The 15,661-nt window shown below is 68.7% G+C and carries 15 protein-coding genes; 11 read left to right on the forward strand and 4 right to left on the reverse strand.

Annotated elements, in window-relative coordinates:
• Nucleotides 1-6: 6 nt before the first annotated feature.
• Nucleotides 7-375, reverse strand: coding sequence for a thioredoxin (gene trxA / locus AOM45_RS18435; protein ID WP_030466455.1), 369 nt, complete (start codon nucleotides 373-375; stop codon nucleotides 7-9).
• A 134-nt stretch (nucleotides 376-509) separates the two neighbouring features.
• Between trxA and AOM45_RS18440 the strand changes: the two genes are divergently transcribed.
• From AOM45_RS18440 to AOM45_RS18465, 6 genes are all read left to right on the forward strand, one after another.
• A complete protein-coding gene (locus AOM45_RS18440; protein ID WP_030466454.1) occupies nucleotides 510-1,415 on the forward strand; it encodes an ABC transporter substrate-binding protein in 906 nt (301 codons plus the stop codon).
• The gene (locus AOM45_RS18445; RefSeq protein ID WP_035909539.1) at nucleotides 1,405-2,232 is read left to right on the forward strand and encodes an amino acid ABC transporter permease; all 828 of its coding nucleotides are present in this window, start codon (nucleotides 1,405-1,407) and stop codon (nucleotides 2,230-2,232) included. The genes AOM45_RS18440 and AOM45_RS18445 overlap by 11 nt, the downstream gene beginning before the upstream one ends.
• A complete protein-coding gene (locus AOM45_RS18450; protein WP_030466452.1) occupies nucleotides 2,219-2,977 on the forward strand; it encodes an amino acid ABC transporter ATP-binding protein in 759 nt (252 codons plus the stop codon). The genes AOM45_RS18445 and AOM45_RS18450 overlap by 14 nt, the downstream gene beginning before the upstream one ends.
• A gap of 1 nt (nucleotide 2,978) precedes the next feature.
• The gene (locus AOM45_RS18455) at nucleotides 2,979-4,640 is read left to right on the forward strand and encodes an aminotransferase class V-fold PLP-dependent enzyme (RefSeq protein ID WP_030466451.1); all 1,662 of its coding nucleotides are present in this window, start codon (nucleotides 2,979-2,981) and stop codon (nucleotides 4,638-4,640) included.
• Between the two features lie 191 nt (nucleotides 4,641-4,831).
• Entirely contained in the window at nucleotides 4,832-5,899 is a 1,068-nt protein-coding gene (locus tag AOM45_RS18460) for a trypsin-like serine peptidase (protein WP_156093687.1), read from the forward strand.
• A 9-nt stretch (nucleotides 5,900-5,908) separates the two neighbouring features.
• Nucleotides 5,909-6,139 (forward strand): hypothetical protein, encoded by a 231-nt coding sequence (locus AOM45_RS18465; RefSeq protein WP_030466449.1) that lies wholly within the window; start codon nucleotides 5,909-5,911, stop codon nucleotides 6,137-6,139.
• 65 nt (nucleotides 6,140-6,204) lie between these two features.
• Here AOM45_RS18465 and AOM45_RS18470 read toward each other — a convergent pair whose 3' ends face one another.
• Together AOM45_RS18470 and AOM45_RS18475 are read right to left on the reverse strand one after the other, a co-directional pair.
• On the reverse strand, nucleotides 6,205-6,387 hold the full coding sequence (locus tag AOM45_RS18470) for a DUF397 domain-containing protein (protein WP_030466448.1): 183 nt from the start codon (nucleotides 6,385-6,387) through the stop codon (nucleotides 6,205-6,207).
• Nucleotides 6,362-7,201, reverse strand: coding sequence for a helix-turn-helix domain-containing protein (locus AOM45_RS18475; protein ID WP_030466447.1), 840 nt, complete (start codon nucleotides 7,199-7,201; stop codon nucleotides 6,362-6,364). Before AOM45_RS18475 ends, AOM45_RS18470 begins: the two co-directional genes overlap by 26 nt.
• 155 nt (nucleotides 7,202-7,356) lie before the next feature.
• Between AOM45_RS18475 and AOM45_RS18480 the strand changes: the two genes are divergently transcribed.
• The 5 genes from AOM45_RS18480 to AOM45_RS18500 all read left to right on the forward strand — a co-directional run bounded on the left by AOM45_RS18480 (nucleotide 7,357) and on the right by AOM45_RS18500 (nucleotide 12,756).
• Nucleotides 7,357-9,630 carry a pectate lyase-like domain-containing protein gene (locus tag AOM45_RS18480; RefSeq protein ID WP_301313435.1) on the forward strand — a complete coding sequence of 758 codons (2,274 nt, stop codon included), beginning with the start codon at nucleotides 7,357-7,359 and terminating at the stop codon, nucleotides 9,628-9,630.
• Nucleotides 9,631-9,700: 70 nt separating this feature from the next.
• Nucleotides 9,701-10,090, forward strand: coding sequence for a PPOX class F420-dependent oxidoreductase (locus AOM45_RS18485; protein WP_030466445.1), 390 nt, complete (start codon nucleotides 9,701-9,703; stop codon nucleotides 10,088-10,090).
• The gene (locus tag AOM45_RS18490; RefSeq protein WP_030466444.1) at nucleotides 10,071-11,252 is read left to right on the forward strand and encodes a bifunctional cobalt-precorrin-7 (C(5))-methyltransferase/cobalt-precorrin-6B (C(15))-methyltransferase; all 1,182 of its coding nucleotides are present in this window, start codon (nucleotides 10,071-10,073) and stop codon (nucleotides 11,250-11,252) included. Before AOM45_RS18485 ends, AOM45_RS18490 begins: the two co-directional genes overlap by 20 nt.
• Nucleotides 11,249-11,989 carry a precorrin-4 C(11)-methyltransferase gene (gene cobM, locus AOM45_RS18495; RefSeq protein WP_030466443.1) on the forward strand — a complete coding sequence of 247 codons (741 nt, stop codon included), beginning with the start codon at nucleotides 11,249-11,251 and terminating at the stop codon, nucleotides 11,987-11,989. The genes AOM45_RS18490 and cobM overlap by 4 nt, the downstream gene beginning before the upstream one ends.
• The gene (locus AOM45_RS18500) at nucleotides 11,986-12,756 is read left to right on the forward strand and encodes a cobalt-precorrin-6A reductase (RefSeq protein ID WP_081901941.1); all 771 of its coding nucleotides are present in this window, start codon (nucleotides 11,986-11,988) and stop codon (nucleotides 12,754-12,756) included. The genes cobM and AOM45_RS18500 overlap by 4 nt, the downstream gene beginning before the upstream one ends.
• Here the strand turns inward: AOM45_RS18500 and AOM45_RS18505 are convergent.
• On the reverse strand, nucleotides 12,697-15,510 hold the full coding sequence (locus AOM45_RS18505) for an AfsR/SARP family transcriptional regulator (protein ID WP_051782967.1): 2,814 nt from the start codon (nucleotides 15,508-15,510) through the stop codon (nucleotides 12,697-12,699). The genes AOM45_RS18500 and AOM45_RS18505 overlap by 60 nt on opposite strands.
• Nucleotides 15,511-15,661 lie beyond the last annotated feature (151 nt).

Genomic DNA, 15,661 nt, shown 5'->3' on the forward strand with positions numbered 1-15,661 from the left:
CGTCAATCAGCCCTGCTGCTGGGCCTCGGCGACCTTCGCGTGGACCTCTTCCATGTCCACCTTGCGCGCCTGCTCGATCAGGTCGTCCAAAGCGTTGCCCGGCAACGCACCCGGCTGCGAGAACAGCACGACACCTTCCCGCACGATCATCAGCGTCGGGATCGACCGGATGCCGAACGTGGCCGCCAGCTCCTGCTGCGCCTCGGTGTCGACCTTGCCGAAGGTGATGTCCTCGTTCTTCTCGGACGCGGCCTCGAACGTGGGCGCGAACGCGCGGCACGGACCGCACCACTCGGCCCAGAAGTCGACCAGGACGATGCCGGAGCCGCCGACCACGTCGTTGAAGTTCTCGGTGGTCAGCTCGACCGTCGCCATGTTGGTCCTCCTCGTTTGCTGGTGGCACCACGTTCAACGAAGCAGGTGTCAACGGAATTCCCCCGGGTGCCGCCGGTCACGCCCGTTTCAACTTTTTGTGGACGTCTTCAACTCGGCGTTGTACGGTCCCCGCCATGATGCCGCGCCTGCTCGTGACCTCGCTGCTCGTACTGGGGCTCGCCGCCTGCGGGTCCACGTCTGACAGTCCTTCGCAGACGTCCACGCCCCCGTCCTCCGACCTCGGCTCGGTCAAGAAGGACGACAAGCTCGCCGCGCTGCTGCCACCCGAGATCGCGTCGGCCGGCACGTTGAAGGTCGGGTCGAACATCCAGAACCCGCCGAACAACTTCTACGACCAGGACGGCAAGACCCCGCTCGGGTCGGAGGTCGACCTGATCAAGGCGATCTCCGCCAAGCTCGGGCTCAAGGCCGAGCACAGCGACATGGTGTTCAGCTCGCTGATCACCAGCCTGGAGACCGGCCGCGTCGACGTGACGATGGCCGCGATGAACGACACCGCCGAACGCCAGCAGAAGATCGACTTCGTCGACTACTTCACGTCCGGCATCATGATCATGGTGCAGAAGGGCAACCCGCAGGGCGTCAAGGAACCCGACGACCTGTGCGGCAAGGGCGTCGCGGTGAACCTCGGCAGCTCGCAGGAGCAGTACGCCAAGGAGCAGAGCCAGAAGTGCCTCGACCGGGGCAAGCCCGAGGTGCAGCTCAGCGTCACCGACAGCGACACCGGCAACCAGAACCAGCTGCGCACCGGCCGGGTCGCCGCGATCCTCAACGACCTGCCGACCGCCGTCTACGTCGCGAAGACCGCCGGTGACGGCCAGTACTTCGAGGTCGTGCCGCTCGCCCCGATCAACGGCGGCCCGTACGGCATCGGCGTGGCGAAGAAGAACGCGAAGCTGTCCGAGGCGATCAAGGCGGCGTTGCAGTCGCTGATCGACGACGGCACCTACACCAAGATCCTCACCACGTGGGACATCAAGCAGGGTGCGATCACCAAGGCCGCGATCAATGGCAAGTGATCTCCGTGATGATCTCAGGGATGATCTGGTCGTCGTGCCGTTGCGCCACCCGTGGAGGTGGTTCAGCGGCGCGGTGATCCTGCTGATCATCGCCGGACTCGGCTGGGCGATGGCCGAGGCGCAGATCCAGTGGGAGGACGTGCCGGGGTTCTTCACGCACCCCGTGATGCTGGAAGGCCTGCTCAACACCATCGTGCTCACCGTCTGCGCGCAGGGCGGCGCGATCGTGCTCGGGGTCGTGGTCGCGTTGATGCGGCTGTCGGCGAACCCCGTCGCGCGGTGGTTCGCGGTCGGCTACATCTGGTTGTTCCGCGGGCTGCCGGTGCTGTTGCAGATCCTGATCTGGTTCAACCTCGCGCTGGTGTTCAAGAACATCAGCATCCCGATGTTGTTCACCGTGCCCACCAACGTCGTGATGACCGCGTTCGTGGCGGCGTTGCTGGGTCTCGGCCTGAACGAGAGCGCGTACATGGCCGAGATCGTCCGTGCGGGCCTGACCAGCGTCGATCCCGGTCAGACGGAGGCGGCGAAGTCGATCGGCATGACCCCGTTGACGACGTTGCGCAGGGTGGTCCTGCCGCAGGCGATGCGGGTGATCATCCCACCGACCGGCAACAACTTCATCAACATGATCAAGGGCACCTCGATGGCGTCGGTGATCGCCTTCCTGGAGCTGATCCACGCCGCGAACAACATCTCCTCGCGCAACCTGGAGATCATGGAAACCCTGTTCGCCGCCGCGGCCTGGTACCTCGTGATGGTGTCCCTGGCGTCGATCGGGCAGCACTACCTGGAGCGTGCGTATGGCCCTCGTTGAGGCGGTGGGAGTCCGCAAGTCGTTCGGCCACACCGAGGTGCTGCGAGGCATCGACCTGGAGGTCGGGCGCGGCGAGGTCGTGTGCCTGCTCGGGCCGTCCGGCGCGGGCAAGAGCACCTTCCTGCGCTGCGTGAACCACCTGGAGACCATCGACGCCGGCCGGATCTGGGTCGACGGCGTGCCGGTCGGGTTCCGCGCGTCCGGCGGGAAGCTGTTCGAGCTGCGCGAACACGAGGTGGCTTTTCAACGCCGTGACGTCGGGATGGTGTTCCAGCGGTTCAACCTGTTCCCGCACCGCACGGCGCTGGAGAACGTCATGGAGGGCCCGGTCCAGGTGCTGCGGCGGGACCGGGCCGAGGTGCGGGCGGAGTCGCTGGCGTTGCTGGAACGGGTGGGCCTCGCGGAGAAGGCCTCGGCTCATCCGGCGCAGCTGTCCGGCGGTCAGCAGCAACGTGTTGCGATCGCCCGCGCGCTGGCGATGAAACCCAAGCTGATGCTGTTCGACGAGCCCACGTCCGCGTTGGACCCGGAGCTGGTCGGCGAGGTGCTCGACGTGATGACCTCGCTGGCCCGCGACGGCATGACGATGATCGTGGTCACTCACGAGATCGGTTTCGCCCGCTCGGTCGCCGACCGCGTGGTGTTCCTCGTCGACGGAGCGGTGGTGGAGACCGGCACTCCGGCCGACGTGCTGGACAATCCGCAGCAGCCACGTACGCAACAGTTCCTCGCAAAGGTGCTCTGAGTTGATCGACGCCTCGTACCTCGCCCAGTTCCGCGAACCGGAGGGGTACCTCGACTTCGCCCGCTTCGGCCCGCCGTCGCTCCCGGTGGTCACGGCCACCTCGCGCCTGATGGACCAGGCTTCCCTGGCCGGTCCCTCCACAGTAGACACGCTGATGCGCGAGGAACAACGGGTGAAGGCCGCCGTCGCGCGGTTGTGCCGCACCGACACCGATCACGTGGCGCTGGTGCCGAACACGTCGATCGGCCTGTTCCAGGCGGCGTTCGGGCTGTCCGGCACGGTCATGTACAGCGCGGCGGAGTTCCCGTCCAACACCTACCCGTGGGTGCGGGCGGGCCTGCCGTCGGTGGTGCTGGACGGCCCGGTGACACCTGATGCCGTCGCCGCCTCGGTTTCGGGCGTCTCGGCGTTGTCGGTGTCCGCTGTGGACTTCCGTACCGGCTACCGCGCGGACCTGGCCGCGTTGCGCGAGGCCGTCGGCGACCGGCTGCTGATCGTGGACGGCATCCAGGGCTTCGGCGTGGCCGACGAACCGTGGGAGCTCGCCGACGTGCTGGTGGTCGGCGGTCAGAAGTGGTTGCGGGCGGGGTGGAGCACCGGTTTCGTCGTGCTGTCGGACCGCGCATTGGAGCGGCTGTCTCCCGTGCTGTCGGGCTGGACCGGCGCGGTGGACGCGGGCCTGTTCGACGACGAGGTCCACGAGCCTGCCGCGGACGCCGCCTCGTGGAACATCACGAACCTCTCGCCGGTCGTGTCCGGTGCGTTCGCGGAGGCACTGGAACTCGTCGAGCTCGCGGGCGTTCCGGCTCTGGACTCCGCGGTGTCGGAGGTCGTCGCCGAACTGGAGGAGATCGTGCTGTCGTGCGGCGGCGAGATCGTCTCCGCGCGCGACCGGCGGGCGGGGATCCTGGCGTTCACGATGCCCGAGGCCGCTTCCGTGGTGGGGGAGGCGTTGAACGCGTTCGGTGTCACGGCGACCGTCCGGCCCGAGCACGTCCGGTTGTCGCCGCACGCCACGACGTCGCGCGGAACTCTCGAACGGGTCCGCGCCGCCCTGAAGTCGTTGTCCCGGACCGCTTCCTCGCCGGTGCCGGCGGCGTTGTCGGCGCTGGTGCCGACGGTGGACTCGCTCGCCTCGGCGCTCGGCCCGGACACCGAGGTCGTGGTGCACGACCTGTCCCGGTTGCCGAACTCCATCATCGCGATCGCGGGCTCGCTGACCGGCCGCCGGGTGGGCGGCCCGATGACGGACCTGTTGCTGGGCCTGGTTCGGCGCGGCACGACCACGGACATGCCGGGCTACGAGACGTACGCGCCGGACGGGCGGGCGATCTGGTCGTCGACGACGTTCGTGCGCGACGCCTCCGGTGTTGCCGTGGGTTGCTTGTGCGTCAACAAGCTCGCGGCGCACGAGGCGTCCGGGCCGGTGGAGTCCTTCCCGCAGGACGTGGACACGTTGCAGCGGGTGCTGGTGGAGAAGGCCATCGCGGACGTCGGCGTGCCCGTCGAGCTGATGAAGAAGGTCCACAAGTCGCAGGTCGTGCGGGTGCTGGACGAGGCAGGGTTCTTCCTGATCCGCGACTCGGTCGACCACCTGGCGGGAGTCCTGGAGGTCACCCGCTACACGATCTACAACTACCTCAACGAGAACCGGGGCACCTGATCACCTTCGGTTGCAACCTGCGGCTGTACGCGTGTGCCGCCGATCCGACGCACCAGCACGTCGCCAAAAAGCAGTAGGCGGATTCGTTCGGGCGTGAAGGGTTCTTGCAACTTTCGTCTTCCTTTCTGTGCGACACGGAATAACCCCATTGCGCCAGTAGGCGGTTGTTGGGCCGAAATCGACTCGTTACCGTGCTGTACTGGCTGGCGAGTGCCAGTGTGAAATCAGTTCCTGAGGGGGGAACAATGATATTCGCCCGAAGATCGATCATTGGCGTTTTCTCCGGACTGACGCTTGTCGCGTCAATAGCGGTCGCCGTTCCGGCGAATGCCGAATCTGCGGCGAAAACGGACTCGATCGCCGGCACGTCCGCAGTCGTGTGGGACGAGAGCGCTCGCGCCGAGCGCAAGGTTTCCTCCGCCGAAGCCCAGCGGATCGTCAACGAGTACTGGACACCGGAACGGATCGCCGCGGCCAAGCCCGCCGTCGCCACCGCCGGCCCGACGGCGAAGTCGAACGCGACGACGTCGGCCGTGACGGGGAAGGCCGCGAACGGCTCCGCCCCGGCGGCACCGACGGTGACCGGCGGCCCGTCGGCCCAGGACGCCTGGTTCTCCTACACCACCGGCAAGATCTACTTCGTCGACCCGCGGAACAACGGCGGCTACCAGTGCTCCGGCAGTGCCGTGAACAGCGCCTCCAAGAGCCTCGTCGTCACCGCCGGCCACTGCGCGGTCGTGGGCGGCGGCAACGGGCAGGTCATGCGGAACTGGGTCTTCATCCCGGGCTACCAGAACGGCTCCGAGCCGCGTGGACGGTTCGCCGCCTACTGGTTCCACTACTCCACGGGCTGGTCGGTCCGCAACGACTGGCAGCGCGACTTCGCGTGGGTCGTGACCTACGCCAACAGCTCCGGCCAGAAAGTGGTCAACGCGGCGGGCGGCCACGGCTTCCGCTACAACGGCAGCTACAGCCGTTACGTGCACGTCGCCGGGTATCCCGGAAACAAGGACAACGGTCAGGTGCAGTGGTACTGCTGGGGAACGACCGACCGGTGGCCGAGCGCGAATGCCTATCGACTCGGCTGCAATTTCGGCGGCGGTGCCAGTGGTGGGCCGTGGCTCGAGGACTACCAGTCCAACGGCCTCGGTTACGTGATCAGTGCGACCCAGGGACTTCTCGACGGCAACAATTCCGGGCCGTATTATGACAGCCACGTGAATGACGTCTTCAACAACGCGAAGAACCAAACGCCGTAAGGAGCCTCCATGAGCACCCGCACGGTTGTGGTGGTAGCGCTGGTCGCGGCGACTGTCGTGGTGGGCGCCTCCGTGATCGCGGGGTTGCGGGGCACGGCTGGTCCGGCCGCACCGGCGGATCCCGCCGGTGCGGAGGTCGCCGATTCGCCGGCGGAGCACACCGACCCGGACTACTGGACCGAGGAACGCATGCGTGACGCGAAGCCGGTCCCGATGCCGCAACCGCCTGCGGGTGGCTGAGGGCGCAGCGAAGTACGAGTGAGGCCCATCCCCGCCGCAGGGGGTGGGCCTCCGTGCTGTCGTGATCAGCGCGAGGCGATCCAGCCGACGAGCGCGCTCCAGGCAGGGGAGGAGAATGCGAGGACGTCGCCGCTCGCGTTCTTCGAGTCCCGAACCAGCGCGTCGTGGGCCAGCGACACCTCGACGCAGTTGCTGTCCTCCGACCCGCCGCTGTAGCTGCTCTTACGCCAGAGGCGCTCCTGAGTCATCGTGTTCCCTTCGCGGTCGGCCGACGTAGTCCGCCAGCATGCTCCGCGATTGTTCCGCACCCAAGGCGAACTGATCCAGGCGATCGAAGATCAGCCGGGACCGTGCGATGGCACCGGGATCCTGTACGAACACCTTCGCGTGGTCGGTGTCGCTGAAGATCACCGGCCGCGACTTGTCGAACTCCCACAGGACGCAGTCGCTGGCGAGCACTGGTGCGTTGGCCGGGACGATTCGAATGACGTGGGTGTCGAACAGCAACCTGGCGTACTGGTCCTCCATGATCTCGCTGTTGCCGACCTGCAGCTGCAGCGCATGCTGATGGACGTAGAACAAACAAGTCGGCCGATTGTGTCGGCGCAGGATCGCTTGGCGATCGGTTCGGAACTGCACCAGAGTCGGGATGCGCTCCTCAGTGATCATTCCGGTCATCCGGTAGATGCCTTCGGCGTACTCCGGCGTTTGCAGGAGGCCGGGCACCGCTTGCGAGTCGTAGCTGATGATCGTCGTGGCGGTGGACTCGGCCATGGCGAGCGTGCGGAGGTTGCCGGACACCTGAACGAAGTACTCGTCGAACGCGTAGTGGTAGCGGCGCTTGAAGTCCGTCACGTAGTCGATGTCCTTGCCGCACATCGACAAGTACTGGATGAGGTCGATCTCGCTGGCGCGCGCCTTGCCGTGCTCGATGGTTGACATCTTGCTGGGGTCCCAGCCGAGCTTCTTCGCGAGCTCGTTGCTCTTGAGGCCGGTGCACGTCTCTCGCAGCCTCCGGAGCTCGTCGCCCAGGTCCCTGCTGTACGCGGTGGAGGGAGTCATGCGTCGACGCTATGGGTTGTATTCAATACAAGAAGCCGCTCGTTCGGGTGAAAACGGTGGCGGACCGGTTCTTCTTTCCCGCAGCTTGCATCTTTCGCTTAACGACATCTCGTGTTTACCGTTCAGGTGTGAGAGCGCTCTCAAAGGTGAGATGGCTGGCCGGCCTGGCCGCCGCAGCGATTGCCCTGTCGTCACTGGCGTCGTCCACCGCCGCGTCCGCGGCCGAGGACTACACGCAGAACGTGACGGCGCTGGACGCCACTCAGGCGAGGATCAACTTCACGCCGACGACCCCTGCCCTGTACGTCGACGTGCACTACCTGATCACCGGTACTCCGCAGCAGAACTTCCGCATGACCAACAACGCCGGCACCTGGCAGAAGACCGTCGGGTCGCTGTCGTCGGGCACGGTGATCGAGTACTGGTTCACCTACGAGAAGAGCGGGCCGCAGTACGACACCCCGCACTTCACCTACACGCACGGCAGCGCGCCGCAGCAGGTCGCGACGCCGTCGTTCAGCCCGCCCGGTGGCGCGTACACGTCCGGGCAGACCGTGACGATCACGACCGCGACGAGCGGCGCGACCATCCGGTACACAGTGGACGGTTCCACGCCGACCGCGAGCTCTCCCGTCTACAGCGGGCCGATCTCCGTGCCCACCAGCCGGACCGTCAACGCCATCGGCATCAAGGCGGGTCTCACGAACTCCGCCGTGGCGAGCGCGACCTACACGATCGGCACGCAGCAGGGGTGCGTCCAGTCGGACACCCCGAACTTCGGGCCGAACACGCGGATCTTCGACCCGAGCATGTCGGCTGCCAGCATCCAAGCGCAGCTCGACACCGACTTCAACAACCAGAAGGACACGCTGACCGCGCAGATGGCGCCGCGCCGGGTCGCGCACCTCTTCAAGCCCGGCACCTACAACGTCCACGACGACGTCGGTTACTACACGTCGGTCTCGGGTCTCGGGCGCAACCCCGGTGACGTCGTGATCAACGGCGACATCACTGTCGACGCGTTCAACGAGTCCGACAAGGGCGTGGCGCTGCAGAACTTCTGGCGCTCGGCCGAGAACATGGCGGTCAACCCGAGCAGCGGCACCAACCGGTGGGCCGTGGCGCAGGCCGCGCCGTTCCGCCGCATGGACATCCGCGGCAACCTGGCGCTCTACCCCGCGAGTTACGGCTTCGCGAGCGGTGGCTACACGGCCGACACCCGCGTGTCCGGTCAGACGGCGTCCATCTCGCAGCAGCAGTGGTACACGCGCGATTCCAACTACGGCAGCTGGGACGGCGGCGTCTGGAACATGGTGTTCTCCGGAACGCCTGGTGCGCCCGCGAACACGTTCCCGTCGCCGCCGGAGACGACGCTCGCGACGACGCCGGTCTCGCGTGACGTGCCCTACCTCTACTTCGAGACGGGCAAGTACCGGGTGTTCCTGCCCTCGTTGCGCACCAACGCTTCCGGGGCTTCGTGGATCAACGGCGGCACGCCGGGCACCTCGTTGCCGATGAGCCAGTTCTACGTCGTCAAGGCAGGTGACACCGCCTCGACGATCAACGCGGCGCTGGCGCAGGGCTGCAACCTGTTCTTCACGCCCGGCATCTACAACGTCGACCAGACGATCAACGTGACCCGCCCGAACACCGTCGTCCTGGGCATCGGGTACGCGACGATCGTGCCGCAGAACGGCGTCACCGCGATGCAGGTCGCCGACGTCGACGGCGTGCGGATCAAGGGCATCCTGTTCGACGCGGGCACGACCCTGTCTCCGTCGCTGCTCACCGTCGGCCCGTCGGGTTCGTCGGCGTCGCACGCGTCCAACCCGACGACGTTGCAGGACGTGTTCTTCCGGGTCGGCGGGGCCGTGGCGGGCAAGGCGACCAACAGCCTGGTCGTCAACAGCCACAACACGATCATCGACCACACCTGGATCTGGCGCGCCGACCACGGCAACGCCGGCACCTGGGGCTGGAACGAGGCGATCGGTGACACGGGCCTGGTGGTGAACGGCAACGACGTGCTGGCGACCGGGTTGTTCGTCGAGCACTACCAGAAGTACCAGGTGATCTGGAACGGCGAGCGCGGGCGGACGATCTTCTTCCAGAACGAGATGCCCTACGACGTGCCGAACCAGGCGTCTTGGAACAGGCCGAACGGGCAGGCCGGGTACGCGGCCTACAAGGTCGGCGACAACGTCACCACGCACGAGGCGTGGGGGCTGGGCAGCTACTGCTTCTTCAACGTCAACCCGTCGGTGCGCGCCGAGAACGCGTTCGAGGTGCCGCAGCGGTCCGGAGTGAGGATGCACAACCTGCTGACCGTGTCGCTCAACTACCAGGGAACGATCACCCACGTGATCAACAACGTGGGTGCGGTGACGCCGCCGGGCACGGTGCCGGTGAACGTCGTCAACTACCCGTAGCGTCAGGACGTCGGGCCCGCCGGCAGCCGTCGGCGGGCCCGATTTCGTTTCACGGGTGCGGCGTTGCATGATGCGTGGCATGTCGATCGAGCGGGGCGCCGAGTTCGCCGAGTTCTGGGCAGAGCGGCACCTGTGCACGCTGTCCACCGTGCGTCCGGACGGGACTCCCCACGTGGTTCCGGTGGGTGTGACGCTCGACGCCGAGGCCGGCATCGCGCGGATCATCACGCACGGCGCGTCGTGGAAGGTCAAGCACGTGCGCAAGGCCGGGTACGCGGCGGTGTGCCAGGTGGACGGTCGCCGGTGGTCGACGCTGGAGGGGCCCGCGGTCGTTCGCGAGGACGCGGCGTCCGTGGACGAGGCCGTGCGGCGGTACGCGCTGAGGTACCGGCAGCCTCGGGTCAACCCCGAGCGCGTGGTGATCGAGATCCAGGTGAAGCGTGTCACCGGCACCGTCTGACGTCGTCGTGGTCGGCATCGGGGCCGACGGGTGGGACGGGCTGTCGCCGGCCGCGCAAGCCGCGATCCGGTCCGCGCGGGTGTTGATGGGGAGCACGCGGCAGCTGGATCTGGTCCCGAGGGAGCTCGGGCGGGCCGGCGGGTCGTCGGCGCCGGGTGACCAGGAACGCGTGGCCTGGCCGTCGCCGCTGGTCCCGGCGCTGCCCGCGCTGTTCGAGAAGTACCGGGACGTCTGCGTGCTGGCGTCCGGCGATCCCATGTTCCACGGCATCGGCACCACCCTGGTCCGGTTGCTGGGCTCCCGTGTTTCCGTCATCCCGCACCCGTCGTCGGTGTCGCTGGCCTGTGCGCGGCTCGGGTGGGCGTTGAACGAGGTCGAGGTCGTGTCGCTCGTCGGGCGGTCGCCTGACCTGCTGCGACCCGCGTTGACGCCGGGGCGTCGGGTGCTCGTGCTGGGCGGTGACCCGGCTGCGGTCGCCGCTCTGGCGAGGCCGGTCACCGTGCTGGAGCAGCTGGGTGGGCCCGCCGAACGGGTGTACGAGTGGTCCGGGCAGGACGCGGACCCGTTGTGCGTCGTTGCCCTGGAGCCCACCGGCGACGCATACTCCCGCGTGCCGGGTTTGCCGGACGACGCTTACGAGACCGATGGTCAGTTGACGAAGCGCGAGGTGCGGGCGATTTCGCTGTCGAGATTGGCGCCGCTGCCGGGGCAGCTGCTGTGGGACGTGGGAGCCGGGTCGGGCTCCATCGCGATCGAGTGGGCGCGGACGCATCCGACGTGCCGGGCGATCGCCGTTGAGCAGTCCGCCGAACGTGCCGAGCGGATCGTGCGCAACGCGGCGTCTTTGGGCGTGCCGGGTGTGGACGTCCACATCGGACGCGCGCCGGAAGCGTTGCAGGGGCTGGAGAAGCCCGACGCGATCTTCATCGGTGGCGGGCTGACCGTGCCGGGTGTGGTGCAGGCGTGCTGGGACGCGCTGGCCTCCGGCGGGCGGCTGGTCGTGAACGCCGTGACGCTGGAGTCCGAGGCCGTGGTGGCGCAGTGGTACGCGCGGCTCGGCGGCGACCTGGTCCGGATCGCGGTCAACCGCGGGTCGGCGGTCGGCGGGTTCACCGGCTGGCGCCCGCACATGCCCGTGACGACGTGGAGCGTGCTCAAGTGACCGTGCACTTCATCGGGGCGGGCCCCGGTGCCGCCGACCTGATCACGGTGCGGGGCCGCTCGTTGATCGAGTCGTCGCCGGTGTGCCTGTACGCGGGCGCGTTGGTGCCCGTCGAACTGCTGGACTTCTGCCCGGACGGCGCGCGTCTCGTCGACACGGCGTCGCTGACGCTGGACGAGATCGTCGCCGAGCTGGCCGAGGCCTCGTCGCGGGGCCTGGACGTGGCTCGGCTGCACTCCGGGGATCCCGCGGTGTTCAGCGCGATGGCCGAGCAGATGCGGCGGCTGGACGCGCTGGGAATCGAGTACGACGTCACGCCCGGCGTGCCCGCCTTCGCGGCCGCGGCGGCGTCGTTGCAGCGCGAGCTGACGGTGCCCGGTGTCGGGCAGACCGTGATCCTCACGCGGACCTCGCAGCGCGCCACGCCGATGCCTCCCGGCGAGGACCTGGACACGTTGGGGCGCAGTCACGCGACCCTCGTGCTGCACCTCGCGGTGCGGCGGATCGCCGACGTGGTCGCGGAGCTGGTGCCGAACTACGGCGCGGACTGCCCGGTCGCCGTGGTGGCGTACGCGTCCCGGGCCGACGAGATCGTGCTGCGGGGGACGTTGGACGACATCGCCGCGCAGGTGGCCGCGGCCGGGATCAAGCGGACCGCGGTGATCATCGTGGGGCGGACGCTGGGGGCGACGCAGTTCCCGGACAGCCACCTGTACTCGCCGACGCGCGTTCGATGATCCTGATCCTCGGGGGCACGGGAGAGGCGCGGGAACTCGCGTCGCGCGTGACGGGGATGTTGTCGGCGGGGGACGGGAAAGGCGCGTCCGGGGTGGGTCCGGCGGGTGCGCTCCGGCTGCCTCGCGGCCCGGTCGTCTCGTCCCTGGCGGGTCGGGTGAGCAATCCCGCTCTTCCGGTCGGCGACGTCCGGATCGGCGGCTTCGGAGGGGTCGACGGGCTCGCCGAGTGGTTGCGGGACAACGACATCCACGCAGTGATCGACGCCACCCACCCGTTCGCGCGGCAGATCACCTCGAACGCCTTCGAGGCTTGCCAACGGGTCGGTGTGCCGTTCCTGATCCTGCGTCGGCCTGGCTTCACCCCTCAACCAGGCTGGTTCTGGGTGGACAGCGTCGCCGAGGCCGCGCGGAACCTGCCCGGCGAGAGGGTCTTCCTCACCACCGGGCGGCAGGACCTCGCGGAGTTCGCCGACTGCCCGCAGTGGTTCCTGGCGCGCATGGTCGAACCGCCGGAACCACCAATGCCGCACCGGATCGAGGTGCTGCTGTCGCGCGGACCGTTCACTGTGGACGGTGAGCTGGAGCTGATGCGCTCGCACCGGATCGACGTGCTCGTCACCAAGGACAGCGGTGGCTCGATGACCTCGGCCAAGCTCGAAGCCGCGCGTCAGCTCGGGATCCCGGTCGTGATCGTGCGACGGCCACCGCTACCGCCCGCCCAGGTGGTCCACACGGTGGAGGGCGCGCTCGGCTGGTTGGGCCGCTGAGGAGTCGAGGTCGTCGAGCTGCCGCTGGACGCGGGCGACATCGTTGTCGCGGCCCTGTTGCCGGTACAGCTCCAGCGCTTCCCGCCACACCGTGCGGGCCTGCGCCACCTCACCGAGGGCGACGTGGGGATGGCCGAGGTTGTCGAGGGTGTCGGCGGCTTCGGTGGTGTTGCCGCCCGTGCGGTAGCGGGCCAGTGCTTCCCGGTAGTGGTCGACGGCTTCGCGGTGGTCGCCGGTGTGGTAGGCGATGAACCCCAAGCTGTCCAGGTCGTCCGCCTCGCCGTCGTGGTCCTGTCGGCGCCGGTGCAGCGTGAGGGCTTCCTGGCAATGCACGCGGGCGGTGTCGTAGTCGCCCAGGTGCGCGGCGAGCCAGCCGACCGCGTTGAGCGCGTCGGCTTCCCACTGCGGCTCGTTCTGGCCGCGGAGAAGTGCCGCGGCACTGATGGCATGTGCCAACGCTTTCCGGTTGTCGCCCTGCTCCTCCCAGGCCCAGGCGAGGGCGTGGTGCGTCCGGGCCTGCTGGACGGGTACCTGGTGGCGTTCGGCCACGGCGAGGGCGCGGTGCAGGAAGGTGATGGCGTTCTCGTGCTGTCCGAACTCGGCGTGCGCGTGGCCGAGCTGCCGCAAAGCGTGCGGGAGAGCGGTCGGATCGGGCAGGTGTTCGGCTGCTTCGACCGCGGCCTGCCAGACGGCCAGGTTGTCATGGCGGTGCCCTCGTCTGATGTGGAACACGGCCAGGGTCGAGGCCACGTTCCACACGGCCTGGTGGCGGTCGTGGGCGGCCGCGATGTGCTGGGCGGCCAGCAGATGCGGGTGGTGAGCGTCCAGCCAGGCCAGAGCGGCCGCGTGGTCGGGCAGTGCGAGGGGCCGGGTACCGGGAGCGGGTGGGCCGAGCGGGATCGGTGGGCGGTGGGAGATCAAGCTGTGGGCGGTGTTGGCAGTGTGCAGGTAGAACTCGGCCATCCGCTCGAGCGCTGCTTCCCGTACGGGCTCGGACAGGCCCTGAGCGGTCGTGGTGGCGTAGGCGCGGACCAGGTCGTGCATCCGGTACCGGCCGTGCGGGTGCCGGTCGAGCAGTGAGTGCTCCTCCAGGGTGCGGAGGACTTTGCGGGTCTGTGCCTGGGAAAGACCGGTGAGGGCCGCGGCGGCGGGCAGGTCGATGTCCGGGCCGGGGGCGATTCCCAGCAACGCGAACGTGACGCGTTGCTCGTCGGTCAGCCGGTGCAGGGACCACGAGAGCACGGCCGGGAGGCTGGCCGTGGGGTCGATGTCGTGGTCGAGCACCGCGAGGCCGAGGTCGCGCAGTTCGGCGGCGTGTTCCGCGAGTGGGACGGTGGGGTGGGTGGTGGCGTGGCGGGCCGTGATCGCCAGGGCCAGGGGGTGGCGTCCGCACAGTTCGATCAGGTCGTCGGTCAGACCGGGCTCGGCGTTGATCCGCTGGTCACCGATGCGGGTGGCCAGCAACGAGCGGGCCTCGCCGGGGCTGAGGACGCCGAGGGACAGGTGACGGGCACCGTGGCGGTCGATCAACGAGGACAGGGTGGTGCGGCCGGTGACCAGCACGGTGCAGGTCGGGCTGCCGGGCAGCAGAGGGATCACCTGGTCCGCGGTGGCGGCGTTGTCCAGGACGACGAGGATCTGCTTGCCCGCCACCAGGCTCCGGTACAGCGAGGCCGCCGCGTCCAGGTCCGGCGGGAGGTGGTCGGCGTCCTGGCCCAGGGCGCTGAGGAACCCGCGCAACGCGTCGGCGGGGTCGGTCGGGCGGCCGGTGGGGCTGAACCCGTGCAGGTCGACGAACAACTGGCCGTCGGGAAACCGGTGCAGGTTGCGGTGCGCCCACGTGAGGGCCAGCCACGTCTTGCCGATCCCGCCCGCGCCACCGATCACCGAGATCACCACCGTCGCCTGGCCGTTCGTGGAGAGGGCCCGGTCCAGCTCGGCCAGTTCGAGGGCGCGGCCGGTGAACAGCGCGGGAGCGGCCGGAAGTTGGCGCGGCACGTTCGCGGACTCGGTGAGACCGGGGTCGGCGGCCAGGATCCGCTGGTGGAGCTCGCGCAGAGGCGGCCGGGGATCGACGCCCAGCTCCTCGGCCAGCCGGGCGCGCAGCCGCTCGTAGTGCTCCAGCGCGTCGGCCTGGCGACCGCTGCGGTACAGGGCGAGGACGAGCTGGGCCGCTACCTGTTCGTCCAGTGGATGCGCCTGGGCACGCGTGGTCAGCTCGGGCAGCAACGCGGCGTGCCGGCCTCGGCGCAGCGCCAGGTCGAGGCGGTCGGTGTCGGCGGCGAACCGTTCACGCTCCAGTTCCTGGCGCACCGCGGCGATCCACGGCGTGTCCAGACCGGCCAGCGCCTCACCCCGCCACACCTGTGCCGCCTGCTCCAGCAGTTCCGACGCGTGGGCCTCGTCGACGGCGGCATCGGCGACCAGGTGCCGGAACCGGTGCACGTCCACGCGGTCGGGTTCGACCAGCAGGACGTAGCCTCCGCCGCGCCGTTCGATCACCACCTCGTCCGCGACGCCGCTGGCGGACAACAGGGAGCGCAGCCGCGACAGGTAGTTGCTCACCAGCTGCCGGGCCCGCCGGGGTGGGCGTTCTCCCCAGATCCGGTCCACCAGCCCGTCGGTGGAGACCACCTGGTTGGCCTCGATCAGCAGCATCCCCAGCACGTACCGCTGGCGGGCGTGCCCGAGGTCCACTTCCGTTCCGTCGACCGACACCTCGACCTGACCCAGCACCCGCAGCTCCACCCTCACCCGCGCAGGTCCCCCTCCGATCGCGGCACGGCGCTGCTTACGGTTTATGCCCGAAGGACCCTGCACGGCACCACTGAACAGCCGATTCGCAGAACGTTGTGTGACCGGACGAAACCGGGCGTCCACGCTGGCCCTCGCCCCGGCCGCCGTG

Source organism: Lentzea aerocolonigenes (assembly GCF_000974445.1).
Taxonomy (GTDB): Bacteria; Actinomycetota; Actinomycetes; order Mycobacteriales; family Pseudonocardiaceae; genus Lentzea; species Lentzea aerocolonigenes.